The organism is Chryseobacterium phosphatilyticum (assembly GCF_002899825.2).
Taxonomy (GTDB): domain Bacteria; phylum Bacteroidota; class Bacteroidia; order Flavobacteriales; family Weeksellaceae; genus Chryseobacterium; species Chryseobacterium phosphatilyticum.
In genome coordinates, this window is the sequence record NZ_PPED02000001.1 from 912506 (window position 1) to 929260 (window position 16755).

Here is a 16755-nt window from a genome sequence, read left to right on the forward strand (position 1 = left end):
CATCCTTTTTTATTTGAATATCTACTATTTATTATACTTTCCAGCCTTTCAATAAATTTTAAGAAAAGTTTAATACTTCATCCCGTAACAAAATGAATAAAAAAGCAACTATTTAACTATAAAAAAGATCTTAATGAAAAAAATAGCACTTAGCTTAGGCCTTTTTGCCGCTTTTTTAGCGAATGCACAGTCTATAAAAACAACGATTGACCTCGTCAATGTAAAAGATGATAAAGTAGCCGTTACCATGGAATTTCCGAAAATGAAATCCGGGGATATTAAGTTTCATTTCCCAAAAACAGTACCGGGAACTTATTCAGAAGATGATTACGGAAGATTTATAGAGGGAATTAAATTCTACGATAATAAAGGCAGCGAGCTTACTTATACAAAAGTTAACGACAATACCTATGCGTTGAAAAACGCTAAAAACCTTACCAAAGTATCCTATCTCGTGAATGATAGTTTTGATGATGAAACGGATACCTCAAAACATAAGGCCGTATTTTCTCCTTCCGGTACGGATATCGAACAGGGGAAAGTCTATATGATCAATACCCATGGATTTATTGGCTATATCGACAATATGCAGGACGTTCCCTATCAGTTGATTATTCAGAAGCCTGCAGACTTTTATGGAACAACAGCTCTTGTAGACCAGGATAAATCTGAATCAACGGATACTTTTACTTTGGCCAATTATGCTAAGGTTACCGATTCTCCCCTTATGTATACAAAACCGGATTACATTACCTTCAATGCAGGAGGAATGGAGCTTGTATTAGGTGTTTATTCTCCTACAGGAAAGTATAAAGCGGCGGATTTCAAGGACAATCTGGAGAAAATGGTGATTGCTCAGAAGAAATTTCTGGGTGATATGAACACCAACAAAAAATATGCAATCATGCTTTACCTTTCAGGAGGTGACGGACCAAAAATTAAAGGCTTCGGAGCCCTGGAGCATCATGAATCGACGAGTGTGGTTCTTCCGGAAATGATGCCAAAAGATGCTATTGATAAAACGATTACTGATGTGGTTTCCCACGAGTTTTTCCACACGGTAAATCCATTGAAGACGCATTCTGAAGAGATTCATTATTTTGATTATGCAGATCCTAAAATGTCCCAACATCTTTGGATGTATGAAGGAGGAACTGAATATTTTGCCAATTTATTCCAGATTCAGGAAGGGCTTATCAATAAAGATGAATTCCTTGAAAGAATTGGAGAGAAAATTGCCAACTCTAAAAATTATGATGACACCATGCCATTTACGGTAATGAGTAAAAATGTATTGAAAGCACCTTACAAGGATCAGTACAGAAATGTGTATGAAAAAGGAGCGCTTTTGGCGATGTGTTTAGATATTGAGCTGAGAAAACTTTCCAATGGTGAAATGGGTTATCGTGATATGATCAGAAAGCTTTCTCAGAGATTTGGAGAAAATAAGCCTTTCAAAGATGATAAATTAATTGATGAACTGGTAACCGTAACGGGATATCCTCAGATAAAAGACTTCTACAACAAATATATTTCCGGGAATCAGCCAACCCCTTATGCAGAATATCTGAATACGGTGGGGGTAGAAATCCAAAAACAGGAAAGCCGTCCTATTTTCTGGTTTATTAAAAATCCTAATCAAACCGGATTTGATGACAAAAACAATGCTTTTGCCTTTGATGAAAATTCAGCATTATCTCCTTTTGCCAAAAGTATCGGATTTAAAATTACCGATCAGGTTCTTGCCTTAAACGGGAAGACAGTAGATATCAAAAATGTTCAGGATTTTATCGGGTATACCCAAACCATTAAAGACGGACAAGATGTTACGGTAACCATCCTTAGAGACAATGCCGGTAAGAAAGAGAAAATGACTCTGAAAGGAAAAGCGGTCCTGGATAAAATGACCATGGAAACGCTTAAATTCAAAGCCAATCCAACCCCTGCAGAATTGAAACTTCAAACTCAGTGGCTCACTGGTAAAAAATAACAAAAGCGGGGAAATCTCCCCGCTTTTTCATTATGTTTCAAGGTAAACTTATATGACCTTTTACAGTTCTGGCTACAGCTTCATCTTCCCTTATGCTTTTCTGATGGTGATTCTGAAAGTACTTCCTTTTCCGACTTCCGTCTGGGAAATTTTAATATCACCATTATGATACTCATGAATAACTCTTCTTGCTAATGACAGTCCTAATCCCCACCCTCTTTTTTTGGTAGAATATCCGGGCTTAAAAGCATTTCTTGCCTGCTGCTTGGTCATTCCGCTTCCATTGTCTTTTACTTCAATGAGAATGTTTTTATTTCTTTCGAAAACAGACATGATAATTGCTCCTTCCCCCTTCATGGCATCTACCGCATTTTTAACCAGATTTTCAATGACCCAGCTCATCAGTATTTTATTATGAGGAACCAATACTTTATAATTAGGAAGATTAAGGGTAAAATTAACTTTCCTTGAGATCCGTGTTTTTAAATAATCAAAGTTTTCCTGAATGGTTTCATTAAAATCCATGTCATTCAGCTCAGGAACAGATCCTATTTTTGAAAAACGTTCAGAAATAGTCCTAAGTCTTTCAATATCTTTTTCCATCTCATATACCCCTTCAGAATCCGGATTATCCAGTTTCATAATCTCCATCCAGCCAATCATTGAAGATAAGGGAGTTCCAATCTGATGCGCTGTCTCTTTGGCCAGGCCTGCCCACAAATATCCTTCATCCGTCTTTTTTATCGTTCTGAAAAACCAAAAAGAAAAACCAAAATACAACAGGATAAATAATCCTAAAATATAAGGTGAATATCTCAAATTATTGAGCAAATGGGAGTTGTCATAGTATACAAACTGATTATTTCCGTCAGGCACTTTAATCTCAATAGGATCATAATTTTTCTCCATAGTCATAATAAGACTTTGAAGTTTCTGAGGATCTTTTATGGTGCTTTCAGGAATATTCCTGTGATATCCCAAATCAAGAATCGGATTTTTGTATTTATCTGTTACAATAAACGGAATGGTATTATTAATATTAAGAATATCGGGTAACAGATCAAGAACATCGGTATCCGGCGTTTTTACTTCCTGCTGAATTCTTATTGCTTTAGAAAGGAGGCTGATCCTTTTGATTTCCTCTTTTCTGAGAAAATTAATAAGCGTTGTGGAAGCTACAACAATGGCAATTACCAAAGTCGTCATGACCACAAAAATAATCCAGTTATTGAGTCTGGTAAGTATGGATTTCCTCAAAGTGATTTTTATTTTAAAACATTCAGAATTTTCTGCAACTCGGTACCACCACTTCCCTGATAGTTATTGATAATAATTGAAAACACATATTTTTTGCCATCTTTTGCAGTATGATATCCTGCAAAAGATTTGGTATCTCTCATTGTTCCGCTTTTCATTTTCATCCCATTATCCTGCACAGGAAATCCATCATAATAGGCTTCGAACCAAGGTTGTTTTTTAGCATATAAAAGAGCTTGTACTTCTGCTTTTGCCGCAACATAATTTTGAGGAGAAAGACCGCTTCCGTCAGCAAAGTTGATCATATTCGGATTGATCCCTTTTGATTTCCAGAATTCTTTGAGATAGCTGACACCACTTTTAAAGCTGGAATTATCTTTCTTTTCTTTTCCTAAAGTTTTGATCAATGTTTCCCCGTACATATTGACACTTTTTCTCAAAAACCAAAACACTATTTTATCCAGCGTTGGAGACTGATAGGTTAAAATTACATTATTTTCAGGAGCTTCCAAAGCTTTTTTCCCCTCTAATTCAAGCTGTGAATTGGTCACTGCTTTTCCGGAAAGTTCAATTCCGGATTCTTTTAACCATTGATTCACTTCCATTGCCAGCTGTGCAGGTGGATTAGGAGTAGAACCGGAAACTGTTACTGTTTTTCCTCCAGGAAGCATTCCATTGATTAAAGCTACATTGGAATGAGGGGCTGTAAAAATCAAGCTCTGATCGGAACTCCCGCCTGCTTTCAGATCATTCAGCCATTTTACATTTTCCAATGGATAGGAAAAGCTTTTAAAATCTGTTCCATTGATGTTGATATCAAATTGGTTTTCTCTCCAATTAATTCCCCAGACTCCTGCTCCGTAGTAATTTCCAAGATCATCCCACGGCCATCCGCCGGGAATGGTCTGATGGTCAAAATAAGAATCATCGATCACCAGATCACCGGAAATCTTTGTGATCCCGGAATTTTTAATGGCTTCTATCAGTTTCTTTTTAAAACTTTCAGGTTTATAGGCTTCATATCGCCAGCTTCCCAGGGTAGGATCACCGTTGGAGCTGATGAAGAGGTTTCCGTTCAGATTCCCGCCTGAAATGCTTCCGGAGTAGCTTGAAGTGGTAGTATAGGTATAATTTTTCCCTAATGTTTCTAAGGCGGCAGCGGCCGTAAATATTTTCTGGGTAGAGGCTGTAGAAAGGCCTTTACTTCCCTGATATTCGTATATAAAATTACCATTTTCATCTGATACATAAAATGATAAATTAGAAGCAACTGCACTTGAAGAATCCATAAGATCTTTGGTTGCTTTATCTAATTTCTGGGCCATATTCTGGGCCGAAACCATCTGTACAGAAAGTGCGAGAACTGCAAGTGTTTTTTTCATTGCATTGTTGTTTTATACTACACATGTTATTCCGAATCCTCCCTGATAGCCTGTAAATGCAGCCCAGAAGTGAAATGAAGAATCTTTATTTCAAATCAGATTCCTCCTGCGTCGGAATGACAGTCATTTAAAATTGTATGTATTACTTTATTTAAAACGCTAACTCAAATATAGTTAAAATAATAGCTTCTTATATTCCTCAAGATCAGCGGGAGTAAAAAGAATCTGATGGCCAGGAATTTTCTCAAATGAATGGTCATATTTAAAATATTCCTCATAGCCATCCTCATCTATGAACATATCCATTTGACATTCTTTTATATATTCAAGCTTTTCTCCATAGTCGTCCTCGTGATATTTACTGGAACCCCAAGGTTCATTATGACACCGTAAACAGGATTGATGATACAGGGCTTTGTGTCCGCATATTTCACAATCTTTCAGATTTTGAAACAGGTCTGAAATCCTGCCCTGCATACCTTCCGGAAACAAATGTAGAGGAACTGCGTTTAAAAGCAGATAATAATTCGGGTCCTGTCCTGCAAAAGAAAAAGGTTCATCTGTAGCGATGGGATTTTGTATGTAAAGGTTCAGTTGTTTCAAATCGAATTCCACTTCGGCTTTTACAATATCCTTCATGTTCAGAATAGACTTCTTCTCATAAATAACATTCTGCTGTTCATCAATTTCCATGATAGGCTTCTGATCAATAAAGTGATTAATGCATAAGGTGGTTTCCCAGGAATTAATGATTCTTAATTTCCCCTCATTACCACAAATTTCACAGGTCTTTCCAGACAGTCGGGCATATTTATGAGTGATCGTTCTCAGTCTGGCATTCAATTCTTCATCTTCAGAATAAATAGAGCATCGCAATCCCCCGAATTTTTCTTTTCCAAAAACATCGTGCTTCATATTCCATCCTGCAGCAATCAATTCAGAGAGCATTTTTCCGATCAGATCATTCCAACCGGTGCTGTTTACTGAAAAATTCTTCAGATTGTGTTCTATAAAACTGTTGATGTCCTCCTGTTCCATTATAACGAGCTTCCGGCTTCTATTTCATAAGGTTCTTTTCCTTTTTCAAAGATTCGGGTCAATTCACTTCCTTCCACAGTAATTGTGTCATTGATTCTTCTGATCCAGTTTCCTTCTCTTAAGCCTACTACCTTAGTCTCATTTTGGGTAAGAAACTCTTTGATTCTGGTTTCTCTGGTTTCTCCATTATGTTTTAAATCCGGGTTCGGATCAAGATAATGCGGATTTAGGTTGAACGGAACCAATCCCATACAGTCGAAACTTGGCGGATAAACAATCGGCATATCATTCGTTGTTTTCATATTCTGTCCACCGATATTGCTTCCTGCACTGCATCCTAAATAGGGTTTTCCACCTTCCACATTTTCTTTTAAAACAAACATCACCCCTTCCTGATGAAGTGTTTTAACCAGCAAAAATGTATTGCCTCCTCCTGTAAAATATCCTTTGGCATTATGTAAAGCTTCTGCTTTATTTTCAAACTCATGAAGCCCCCTTACCTTAATATTAATAGTTTCGAAAAAAGAACGGGCTTTAGCAGTATAGTCGTCGTGGGAAATTCCACCAGGTCTGGCAAATGGTATAAAAACAATTTCATCGATTCCGTTATATAGAGCAATAAGTTCTTCTCTTAAGTATTCTAAATATTCTCCACCAAAAAGTGTGGAAGTTGAAGCTAATATAATGTTCATATAAAGATTTTATAGTAAAAAAATGGTTGAATGAACAAAGATAGAACTCCAATATCAACGAATCAAAAATTACATTAAAAAAAACATCAATCCCGTTAATATTTTCTAAAAAAACCTAAAGCTTCTAAAATTTGAGCTTTTCTGGAATTATTCTTGAACTTCAACAGTTAGAATTTTAAAAATATACGATTATGAAAATGCCGAAAGTTAATATTAAAAATCTTTTTTTAGGTTTACTACTTGTAGGAGGTGCAGGTTTTGCCCATGCACAAACTACTCAGGCGGACAGTACTGCCAAAACAGCTAATATAGCAGCCACAAGTCAAACAGCCAACCCTACTATTGAAGGTCTTAAGAAACAAATTGAAGCCAATCCAAAAGATGCTGAGTCTTTAGCAAAACTGGCTACAGCATATCAGGAAGCATCAGACTGGACCAATGCTATTGATACATGGAAAAAGATTTCAGCTTTACTCCCGGATTGGGCCCCATCATATTATAGCCAGGCTTACGCCTATCAATCTGCTAAAGATGACACCAATGCAAAACTTGCGTACGAAAAGTATATTGCAACGGTAAAGCCTGAAGAAGTAGAGCAAAATAAGAAAAATCTGGCGTATGCTTATTTTTATCTTGCTTTTACAGAACAGCAGAGCAATCCAAACAAAGCGAAAGAACACATTGCTAAATCTATACAGTATGATCCTACTAATCAGGATGCCATAAAACTTAGCAAAACTTTAAATTCATAGTATTCAAAATCCGGAAAAATTTTCCGGATTTTATTTTATCTGAAGTGGGCATCACCTCTTTTCTTAATCAATCATCTTTCCAAAAAAGTCCTTTTCACCATGCAGGTGGCTTATAATTTTTTCAATATTCCGCTGGATGCTTGCCTCGGTTTTTAAATTATTGATGTAACGGATCAATTCATTTTGTCTTGAAGGGGTCAGTTTTTCAAAGTTTGCAGCAGCAAGAGCACTGTCTTTGATTGCTTGTCCCAATTTGGGATGAATAGAAATACTTCTGTCAGAATCATCATATTCCACCACTATTTCAATAGTTTCTCCTATTCTTTTAGGAGATTTTTTAAGCATGACTGTATTAATGTACAATCTCCACTCCCCAAGGTATTTCATCAAATTTTGCTGAAATTCTTGCCCATTAACCGTTCCTTTCACCGGAATCGGACTTTTACTTTTTCCGGAATCATCAAAAATTGTGTCCAGAATTTCTTCCGGAATAAAAACAAATGGATTGATACCAATAATTTCCAGCACAGCCTTGAAAGATTTGTTTTGCATATATCAGTTAAAAGTTAAGGGTAAAATTAATAAATAGACTTTACATTAACCCGGTTTTTTTTGTGATCATTAAATTCTTATATGTTCGCCCCTTTCTCCATTCAAACTCCAAACTCTCCTCACTTTCTTACTCTAAAACTCTGCTATCCTCAAACTGCTATCCCATAAAATTCATATTTCAAAACTCAATTAATTCCCTATCTTTGTAAGAATAAATCTTTAATTTAACGAAATGAAATTTTTTATTGACACAGCTAATTTAGAGCAAATCAAGGAAGCTAGAGATCTTGGAATCTTAGATGGTGTAACCACCAACCCATCATTAATGGCTAAAGAAGGAATTCAGGGAGCTGAAGCAATCAAAAACCATTATAAAACGATCTGTGAGCTTGTAGACGGAGATATTTCTGCTGAAGTACTTTCTACAACCTATGAAGAAATGATCAAGGAAGGAGATGAGCTGGCTGCTATTCACCCGAATATTGTAGTAAAAATACCAATGATCAAGGACGGTATCAAAGCTTTAAAATATTTTTCAGACAAAGGAATCAGAACCAACTGTACGTTGATTTTCTCTCCGGGACAAGCACTTTTAGCTGCTAAAGCAGGAGCGACTTATGTTTCTCCATTCCTTGGAAGATTAGATGATATTTCTACAGACGGTCTTAACCTTATTCAGGAGATCAGATTAATTTTTGATAACTATATGTATGAAACTGAAATTTTAGCTGCCTCCATCCGTCATTCAATGCATATCATTGATTGTGCTAAAATCGGAGCTGATGTAATTACATCTCCACTTCCTCCGATCTTGAGCTTATTGAAGCACCCATTAACAGATAGCGGATTAGCTCAATTTATTGCAGATTCTCAGAAATTAGCATAAAAACAGATTTCAATCTTAATAAAAAAACCGGAATTTCGTTCCGGTTTTTTTATTAACTTATCAATCATAGAAGTTTGTGATGAATAGAGCTACCTAGCTTATTTACTTTTAATTATCAATATTTTTGACCACCTTACAAGGATTTCCTACTGCCACGACATTATCAGGGATATCTTTGGTCACAATACTTCCTGCACCAATCACTGAATTATTTCCTATCGAAACTCCCGGTAATACAACAACATTTCCTCCAAACCATACATTATCTCCTATGGTAATAGAGTGTGCGTACTCCAGACCTTCATTTCTTTGTTGCACATCGAGAGGGTGTCCGGCTGTATAAAAGCTGCAATTGGGACCAATAAAAACATGGTTTCCAAATTTCACAGGAGCACAATCTAAAATAATCAGGTTATGGTTGGCATAAAAGTTCTCTCCTACCTCTATATTATATCCGTAATCGCACCAAAAAGAAGGTTCTATACAGATATTTCCTTTTATATTGCCTATGATTCTGAGGAGCAGATTTCTTCTTCCTTCAGCATCGGAATTTTTTAATCCGTTATATTCAAGGCACAAATCCTTGCAGGCAATACGTTCATCAATTAATTCCTGATCATAATTGGCATTGTATAGAAGTCCGGCTGCACATTTTTCCTTTTCTGTCATCATATTAAAAATTCAAGGTTTAGGATGATAAAAATATAGATATTAGTCCTTATAATACGAAGTTTTGTGCATAAACTTTTATCATGATCTTATAAAAACAAAAAACAGGATTACCTGAGAAGCATCCTGTTTTTTTGTAAAATAAAATAATTTAATTCACCAGATCCGGTTCAATCGGGTTGTTATCTTTTTGAAGCATTTCTTTCGTTCTTTTTTCCATCTCTCTGAATACCTGATTCGGGTCAGAGATTTCTTTTCCATCTGCAGTTTTTACCTTAAAAACAACTCTGTTACCTGATTCACCACCATTTTTCATCATCAGTTCACGCATATTTTTGGTAGGATCATTCACATAAGCTTTCCAGGCTTTTTTAAACTGGTCTTTGGAAACCTCAATATCCTTTCCTCCCAGTCCGAGAACTTTTACATTTTCCGGCATCTGCATTTCTTTTTCTGTGTCCGGAGTTTTTACGGTCTTATTTCCGACCAATATCATGGTATGAGAGCCTGTACTATCTTCAAGTTTTATAATAAGTCCGGGTAATCCATAAAAAATATAAGGTCCGTCCTGAAAAGGAATATCTGTTGAAAACCAGGCAGTCCATTCTCTTCCGCCCAAACTAGCAGTGGCTTTTTGAGTATTATATTCCCCAATCTTTTGTTTTTCAGGCAATATTTTCCATTCCGGTTTTTTATCCTCCCGTATTTTATAATTATCCATGGAAATTTTTCTGAAAAGGTAGGTTTTAAAATCAGGATATGACTTGGACACCTTGTAAGAAACCTGTCCCGGTTTTTCACGTTTGTTGACACTTATGTTTCCACCGCCGGCTTTTAACTGTTTCTCCAGCTCTGCCCTTCCAATGGAATCTGCTACAAATGTATCCTGACTATAATAATGAGATCCGTTTTTATCAATATCCAGCAACATCATTTCCTTTTTCACCTCTTCTTTATGATCAGAATCGGGGATAAATTTATACTCATAAAAAAATCTGTTGACCTGCGCGCCGGCCATGATTCCCAGCAATAAAAAAAATAGAATTGTACTTTTACTTTTCATATGTATTATAAAAAAAGCTTTGTCAATAGGATTGACAAAGCTTGGTGAAACTTTATTTCTTTGTCTGAATTCTTATCTCGTCATCAGTACCTTTTGCCAGATTTCTTTTGTTAACGTTAATACTGGCGATAGTATCCGGGTTTAAGGAATTGGCTTCTTCTTTAGAAACCGGTCTTCCGTCGATATAGTATTTTATATTATCCGGTCCAATTACCTTGAATTTCTTAATTCCATTCAGGCCTACATTTCCATTCCCGTCTTTTTTAATATAATCCGCCTGCATAATCATTACTTTAGGAGAACCTGTGGTGGTGGTAAAGCTCATATTTCTGAAATTGTTCACGCTTTCTTTGGCTACCTTTTCAGCCTCAATCTTTGCTTTTTCAGCTTCCTTTCTTATTTTATCAGCATCCAGTCTGATTCTATCACTTTCACCCCTTACTTTATCTGCTTCCTGCCTTGCTTTATCGCTTTCTTTTCTTGCTTTTTCACTTTCTTTGAGCGCTTTTTTGGCATCTTTCATTGCTTTGCGGACTTCTTCTTTTTCTTTAGGGCTTAAGTCTTTATAATAGGAAACATTGCTATCTTTAAAGTAGGCCACTTTAGGACTTTTCGGAGAAGATAGAGGAGCTGCATGTTCTGTTGGTTCAGCTGGCGGATCAGGAAAATCAACATCTACATCGATATTGGAAAGATCCGGAATTTCAACCTTCATATTTTCAATTTCCTGCATTTTGTTTTTCCATTCCGGAGATCTGAAATATTCTGTAGTTGCTTTTAAAGCAGCATTGTCTGCTAACTTTCCTATTTCTCCGGCAAGATCATTGATTTCTTTTATTTTTTTGTTAAAAGCATCACTTCCCGGCTTTAGCTTATCGAGCTCTTTTCCTTTTTTATCAATTTTCTTTTCAATTTCAGCCAGTTTTTTGTCATCACCAGGATTCATCGCTTTTGATTCCAGGGTTTGATGTTCTGTTTTCTCAGACTTTACAGTGTCTTTCTGTATCTGTGAAACGGCTTGCTTAATGGAAAGGTTTGTTTCTTCAATTTCTTTGTTCTTTGCATTCACCAGGTAAGCGAAAGCAATAGTAAAGACAACCGGCAGGGCAAAAATTCTTCGCGCATACCCGAATTTGGTTTTTGGTTTTTGTAGCATCTTAAGTCTTTTTTTAAGGTTTGAACTAAGAAACGGACTGGTGGCAGGCAACTGTGTTCCGGAAAAGTGGCTTGCCAAAAGCATCTGCGCAAATGCTTTTGTGTCCGAATGTTTTACGGCTTTTTTATCAGCCAGATATTCATGTATTAAGTTAATTTCTTTTTTGATCAGATGAAAGAACGGATTGAACCAGAAAACGGAGGTCATCAATTCAATAAATATTTTATCAAATGAGTGTTTCTGTTCAATATGCACCATTTCATGTTTTAAAATCTGTTTTCCAATATCAGAATTCAATATAATTGTATTCTTCCAGAAAAGATTTTTAAAGTATGAAAAAGGAGCTTCAGTCAGGTCTGTACGGTAAAAATTGATCCCGTCAAAACTTTCTTTCTGAAACTGTTTTTTAAACTGCTGGATTCTAAAAATCCCATAAATCAATTTCCCTAAAAGATAGAGAGAAACCAGTCCCAGAGTTGAAAAAATAATGTTAAAATAAAGGTTACCATTGTTTAAGTTTTTTTCTGTATTAAAATTCTGAATTTTATCAAGAAGCATATACATATCATTATTCACCTCTATCGTAAAATCTTCTACTTTGATAAGCGGTAAAAGCAGCGATATCAACATTGCAGACAGCAGATAAAATCTGTTATAATGATGGAACGTCTTGTCTTTTAAAGACAACTGATAGTACAAAAATGTTACACCAGAACATAAAATTACTTTTCCAAAGTACAATAGTAGAGCTTCCATGGTTATTAATTTTTCTTTTTGAGTTCATCCAGCAACATTTCAAGATCCTCTACAGTCATTTCATTCTTTTCTACCAAAAATGAAACGGCACTTTTGTAGGACCCTTTAAAATAGTTTTTTACAAGACTTTTCATCGTTTTCCCTGAATATTGTTCTTTGGATACCAACGGAAAATATTCATGTTGTCTTCCATAAACATGAAAATCTACGAATTCTTTGTCCTTCAATACTTTTAAAATTGTTGAAACAGTATTGGTATGAGGTTTGGGCTCAGGGAAAAGATCAAGAACATCTTTAAGAAATCCTTTTTCAATTTTCCATAGATACTGCATTACCTGCTCCTCTGCTTTTGTTAAAGTTTGAATTTTCATATCCTGTTCATTTATTGTTATAATGATATCAAGTACTCAATTTTCATATCACTAATAAATTAGTTATACAAATGTAGAAATAAATCTGAATAGAACAACTATTTTTTTAGTGATAAAACATTATTGAAACATAAATAACTGAAAATCAATAAAATAAATTTACATAAAATATATTAATTTTTCATTGGAGTCAAATTATCACCTAGCTAATCAGCATAAAAATAGCTGTTTCAACCTCAATTTCTTAAAACTTGTTAATTTTTATTAAATAAAATTAAAATGAATTTGTTTAAACCGGGAAATTATATTTATTTTAGTGCTTTAAAAATTTCTCATGAAAAGATATAATTTATTGATTGTACTATTACTGCTAATTTTTAACATTACTACGGCACAAAAGAAAAGCTCTTCTCCCGCTGCCGATCTTAGTATATTAAAGGATACAAAATCAAAAATCGAAGCTACCGTTCCATTGGTTATTAAACATCTACAGACTATCGCTACCAAAGAAGGAGATAATACTATTGTCAACAACGGGAAAGTTGCCGTAGGTAAAGAATATGGCATTTTAGAATCTGAGTGGTACTTATACAGAAACAATATGAAGAACTGTATTTTAAACAACTCTTCCAAGAAAGCTAAAAAATGTATGGAATACCATACTCAGTATTTAAGAAACACCTTTATCAATTACAATAATTATATTTCAAATCTTACCAAGAAGAATGGTTACCTGGGAGTAGAAGGGGATACAAAATTTGATTTCAAACCGGCAGATATCACGACAAAATTAAGTGAAGCTTACTTTAATGCCTATGATGCAGCCGCAAGAATGAAAGCCGATCAGAAAAGGGAATTTTTGGGACAGACAATGTCTGATGATAATAAACTTACTCCTTATAATCAGCTTGCTCAATAGAAGCAATCATAATAAAATAACAAAGAGAACTACAGATGTAGTTCTCTTTGTTATTTAAAGCAAAAAACCTCCGCCGGAAAAAGCAGTTTTGTGGTACTAATCATAAAACTTCGGGGAAAAAGTAGAAATCGGCGGAGATTTTATTGCAAACACTCTTACAGGATCAAACTGTCCTACCCATGACCTGTAAGAGCAATACAAAAATAGAATTATGTGCTCTACCTGTAGAAAAATACCTGTAGAATTAAATCCTATACTTTGTAGAAGTAATACTACTTAAAGATATTGGTAATTCTGTGCTTTCTGTTAGTTTTAGTTTTAACTTATTTCCACCAATAGTAATAATTATGCAGCCCGTCATATTCAAAACTGCAACGGGGATATAATGTATTTCCAATATCATTGGTTTTCTCGGTTTCCAGCATCAGTCCACAGGCTCCTGTCTCTTCACACCATTGTTTACTACGGTTAATAAGAGCTACCGACAATCCTTTCCCTCTGTAATCCGGATGTACAAATAAATCACTCAGCAACCACTGTTTTTGCAATCTGGTATAGTGAAACAATTTATAAAGCTGTACAAAACCTACAGCCTTTCCGTCAGCCATGGTCAGAAAAATATCAGATTCGCTGTTTAAAAATCTTTCTTTAAGAAAAGCCTTTCCTTTTTCCACATCAGATTCCTGTCTGTAAAAAACACGATACAGGTTGAATAATTCTGCTGTTTCATCAAGATCCTCAAGACTTGCTTTTTTAATACTGTAATTCATCGTTATATTTATTTAGTTTGACAATGCAAAAGTATTTCTAAAAAGCCCCCTTTTTATCATCCAGATTAAAGCTATATCGCTGGTCCAGCTTTTTTTCAACAAAACAAATACCACATGTTTCGGATTTTCTACCCGGAAATAACATGTGATCTTTGCAGGATAAAACAAAATAAATGACATCAATTATCCAGAAAATAGAAGATACTGATTGGCAAAACATTACAGAAGAGATGCACCAAAACGGATATGCCCTGATTCCCGGTGTATTAACTGAAGAAGACTGTCAGTCATTAATCTTAGCTTATGATCAAGCTTCATTATATCGTAAAACGGTTATCATGGCGAGACATCGTTTCGGCCTGGGTGAGTACAGGTACTTTGATTATCCATTACCGGATTTAATCCAAAATCTAAGAACCCACCTATATCCACATCTTGCTTCTATCGCTAATTCATGGTTTAAAGCCTTACATATTGATATGCACTATCCGTCAAAACACTCAGCGTTTTTACAGCAATGTCATTCTGCTAATCAACAAAAAGCAACTGTTTTGATCCTAAAATATGGAGAAGGAGGCTTCAACACACTACATCAGGATTTGTATGGTGACATCTATTTTCCCATTCAAGCTGTATTGATGTTAAGCGATCCGGACAAAGATTTTACGGGAGGAGAATTTGTATTGACTCAGCAGGTTCCAAGAGCTCAATCCAAAGCAATTGTCATAAAGCCTAAAAAAGGAGATGTTCTTATCTTTACTACAAATTTTAAACCTGAAAAAGGGAGTAAAGGATATTACAGGGTACATATGAAACACGGTGTAAGTGAAGTAAAACAAGGTAAACGCTATGCATTGGGAATCATCTTCCATGATGCAACGAGTTAGTCTTAAAAACACATCTGAATTGTTTGTACAAAACATTTAATTAAAAATCATGATTTATCATTCCCAAATATCATCCAAAAGCTTAAGAAGTAAGATCCACAATCATGAAATTGGCCTTGGAGGAAATAGAAAACTAAAGATTTATGGATTACTCAGTTGTCAATCAGGAAAAAGAATGAAAATAGAAAACAGAGTTTTTTTTTCAAATGAATATGAAGCATTAAAAAACAAATATCGTCCCTGTGGACATTGTATGAGAAAAGAATATAAAATATGGAAGGCAATACATCTGAACATAAAATAAAAGCAATTGTAAGAGAGCAAACCAACCCAGATCTCATATCAATATTCCGTGTGTTTGATATATAGAGCAAAAAGTGAAAAAAAAATTTAAATTCAATTGAAAATGCGTGTATTTATCATATATCACAATTAAGTTACATACAATAAAAATTAAAATAAAACCACCAATAAACAATTATAAATAATTTATTAATAAAATTAAGCATATTATTTAATTAAATTCATACATTAGCTCTTACATCAAATCAAAAAACAGTTAATCATGAATTATGAAAATTTCAGTACTCTTGAACTGCTACGTAAGCAGTTCAGATACCCCTTCCCAACACTAAAAAACCCCAATGCAGAACAACTGCAAGAGGTTACTGAGAACCAATGGATCGATGGAGAATATTTATGGCTTTATGAACAGAATCCAGATCTTCGTAAAAAATACAAAAAAACCAAAACAGCACATATTGCTGCGCAATGGTTCCCTACCGCATCTCCTGAAAGATTTAAACCTATCTGCAGGCTGATGTTGTGGACGTTATACAATGATGATCTTTATGAAGAGAGCGATCCTAATGATATCGAATATGTACATATTCAATCAGTAGCAATTTTAAATGGTGAAATGACCGCTGCAGAATCCGGAATACCTTTAGGATCAATGCTAGCTTCCCTGAGAGAAGAGTTGTTACAGTTTATTCCACAAGAATCTATCTCTCGTTTTACCCACATGATCAGCAGATACTTCAGAGGTCTGGAAACAGAGTTAAAGTATAAAAAAAGTAAAACTTATCCCACGGTAGCAGAATGCATTACGTTACGTGAAAATTCTATATGCCTCTATCCGTTCCTGCAGCTGACAGAACTTGAGACCGGCATTATTCTTCCTCCTGAAATACATGAGCATCCGGTAATCCAGCGTTTGCAAGCATTAGCCTGCCATCTGGTAACATTTTTCAACGAGGTACAGTCAGTCATAAAAGATGAGGCAACAGATAGCATCTATTATAATATCGTAAAAGTGCTTCAACATGAACGACAAATGTCATTGAAGGAAGCCTGCCTTGAAGATCTTCGCTTACACAATGAAGACCTCAAAGAATTTCTGGAGTTGCAAGCCTCACTACCTGATTTTGGAATATGGCAGGATGCGGTTGTTAACTGGGTACATTATATGAGCATGGTTCTAAGCGGCTGGAAGAATATTTCCACGAAACTGGATCGGTATAACCAAGCTGAATTTCCAGGAGCGACGGAGCTCAAGGCAAAACTCGATCAGATATAAATAAAACAGTAATTAAAAACTGTTGTACTATATTTC

17 protein-coding genes are annotated in these 16755 nt (G+C 35.3%); 7 read left to right on the forward strand and 10 right to left on the reverse strand.

The genetic code is table 11. The features are described from left to right. Window positions 1-133 precede the first annotated feature (133 nt). Window positions 134-1990 carry a M61 family metallopeptidase gene (locus C1631_RS04120; protein ID WP_109710624.1) on the forward strand — a complete coding sequence of 619 codons (1857 nt, stop codon included), beginning with the start codon at window positions 134-136 and terminating at the stop codon, window positions 1988-1990. Between the two features lie 90 nt (window positions 1991-2080). On the opposite strand, the gene C1631_RS04125 is transcribed toward C1631_RS04120, so the two are convergent. The 4 genes from C1631_RS04125 to pepE all read right to left on the reverse strand — a co-directional run bounded on the left by C1631_RS04125 (window position 2081) and on the right by pepE (window position 6359). Then, a complete protein-coding gene (locus C1631_RS04125; RefSeq protein ID WP_109710626.1) occupies window positions 2081-3247 on the reverse strand; it encodes a sensor histidine kinase in 1167 nt (388 codons plus the stop codon). Between the two features lie 8 nt (window positions 3248-3255). Continuing rightward, window positions 3256-4629: a D-alanyl-D-alanine carboxypeptidase/D-alanyl-D-alanine endopeptidase gene (dacB, locus tag C1631_RS04130; protein ID WP_109710628.1), complete on the reverse strand. Its 1374-nt coding sequence runs from the start codon at window positions 4627-4629 to the stop codon at window positions 3256-3258. A gap of 174 nt (window positions 4630-4803) precedes the next feature. Further along, window positions 4804-5667, reverse strand: a complete 864-nt coding sequence (locus tag C1631_RS04135; protein WP_109710629.1) for a hypothetical protein — start codon at window positions 5665-5667, stop codon at window positions 4804-4806. Next, the gene (gene pepE, locus C1631_RS04140; protein WP_109710630.1) at window positions 5667-6359 is read right to left on the reverse strand and encodes a dipeptidase PepE; all 693 of its coding nucleotides are present in this window, start codon (window positions 6357-6359) and stop codon (window positions 5667-5669) included. The genes C1631_RS04135 and pepE overlap by 1 nt, the downstream gene beginning before the upstream one ends. A gap of 191 nt (window positions 6360-6550) precedes the next feature. Here pepE and C1631_RS04145 point away from each other — a divergent pair, with 191 nt between their 5' ends. Further along, complete coding sequence (locus C1631_RS04145) at window positions 6551-7111, forward strand: tetratricopeptide repeat protein (RefSeq protein WP_109710632.1); 561 nt, start codon at window positions 6551-6553, stop codon at window positions 7109-7111. 63 nt (window positions 7112-7174) lie between these two features. Here C1631_RS04145 and C1631_RS04150 read toward each other — a convergent pair whose 3' ends face one another. Continuing rightward, window positions 7175-7663 carry a YdeI/OmpD-associated family protein gene (locus tag C1631_RS04150; RefSeq protein ID WP_109710633.1) on the reverse strand — a complete coding sequence of 163 codons (489 nt, stop codon included), beginning with the start codon at window positions 7661-7663 and terminating at the stop codon, window positions 7175-7177. Window positions 7664-7895: 232 nt separating this feature from the next. Between C1631_RS04150 and fsa the strand changes: the two genes are divergently transcribed. After that, the gene (gene fsa, locus C1631_RS04155) at window positions 7896-8549 is read left to right on the forward strand and encodes a fructose-6-phosphate aldolase (protein WP_047429579.1); all 654 of its coding nucleotides are present in this window, start codon (window positions 7896-7898) and stop codon (window positions 8547-8549) included. A gap of 108 nt (window positions 8550-8657) precedes the next feature. Here fsa and C1631_RS04160 read toward each other — a convergent pair whose 3' ends face one another. From C1631_RS04160 to C1631_RS04175, 4 genes are all read right to left on the reverse strand, one after another. Beyond that, a complete protein-coding gene (locus C1631_RS04160) occupies window positions 8658-9221 on the reverse strand; it encodes a sugar O-acetyltransferase (RefSeq protein WP_306461379.1) in 564 nt (187 codons plus the stop codon). 148 nt (window positions 9222-9369) lie between these two features. Continuing rightward, on the reverse strand, window positions 9370-10281 hold the full coding sequence (locus C1631_RS04165) for a GLPGLI family protein (RefSeq protein WP_109710637.1): 912 nt from the start codon (window positions 10279-10281) through the stop codon (window positions 9370-9372). Window positions 10282-10333: 52 nt separating this feature from the next. After that, window positions 10334-12193 carry a M56 family metallopeptidase gene (locus tag C1631_RS04170; protein ID WP_109710638.1) on the reverse strand — a complete coding sequence of 620 codons (1860 nt, stop codon included), beginning with the start codon at window positions 12191-12193 and terminating at the stop codon, window positions 10334-10336. 5 nt (window positions 12194-12198) lie between these two features. Further along, window positions 12199-12564: a BlaI/MecI/CopY family transcriptional regulator gene (locus C1631_RS04175; RefSeq protein ID WP_103249831.1), complete on the reverse strand. Its 366-nt coding sequence runs from the start codon at window positions 12562-12564 to the stop codon at window positions 12199-12201. 334 nt (window positions 12565-12898) lie between these two features. Here C1631_RS04175 and C1631_RS04180 point away from each other — a divergent pair, with 334 nt between their 5' ends. Then, window positions 12899-13483 (forward strand): hypothetical protein, encoded by a 585-nt coding sequence (locus tag C1631_RS04180; RefSeq protein ID WP_103249832.1) that lies wholly within the window; start codon window positions 12899-12901, stop codon window positions 13481-13483. Between the two features lie 323 nt (window positions 13484-13806). Here the strand turns inward: C1631_RS04180 and C1631_RS04185 are convergent, their stop codons facing one another. Continuing rightward, window positions 13807-14253: a GNAT family N-acetyltransferase gene (locus C1631_RS04185; RefSeq protein ID WP_109710639.1), complete on the reverse strand. Its 447-nt coding sequence runs from the start codon at window positions 14251-14253 to the stop codon at window positions 13807-13809. A 173-nt stretch (window positions 14254-14426) separates the two neighbouring features. On the opposite strand from C1631_RS04185, the gene C1631_RS04190 reads away from it, so the two are divergent. The 3 genes from C1631_RS04190 (at window position 14427) to C1631_RS04200 (ending at window position 16719) form a co-directional block, all read left to right on the forward strand. Continuing rightward, window positions 14427-15140 (forward strand): 2OG-Fe(II) oxygenase, encoded by a 714-nt coding sequence (locus C1631_RS04190; protein WP_109710642.1) that lies wholly within the window; start codon window positions 14427-14429, stop codon window positions 15138-15140. 49 nt (window positions 15141-15189) lie between these two features. Further along, on the forward strand, window positions 15190-15444 hold the full coding sequence (locus C1631_RS04195; RefSeq protein WP_109710643.1) for an Ada metal-binding domain-containing protein: 255 nt from the start codon (window positions 15190-15192) through the stop codon (window positions 15442-15444). Between the two features lie 261 nt (window positions 15445-15705). Next, window positions 15706-16719: a terpene synthase family protein gene (locus C1631_RS04200; RefSeq protein WP_109710645.1), complete on the forward strand. Its 1014-nt coding sequence runs from the start codon at window positions 15706-15708 to the stop codon at window positions 16717-16719. The last annotated feature ends 36 nt before the right edge of the window (window positions 16720-16755 follow it).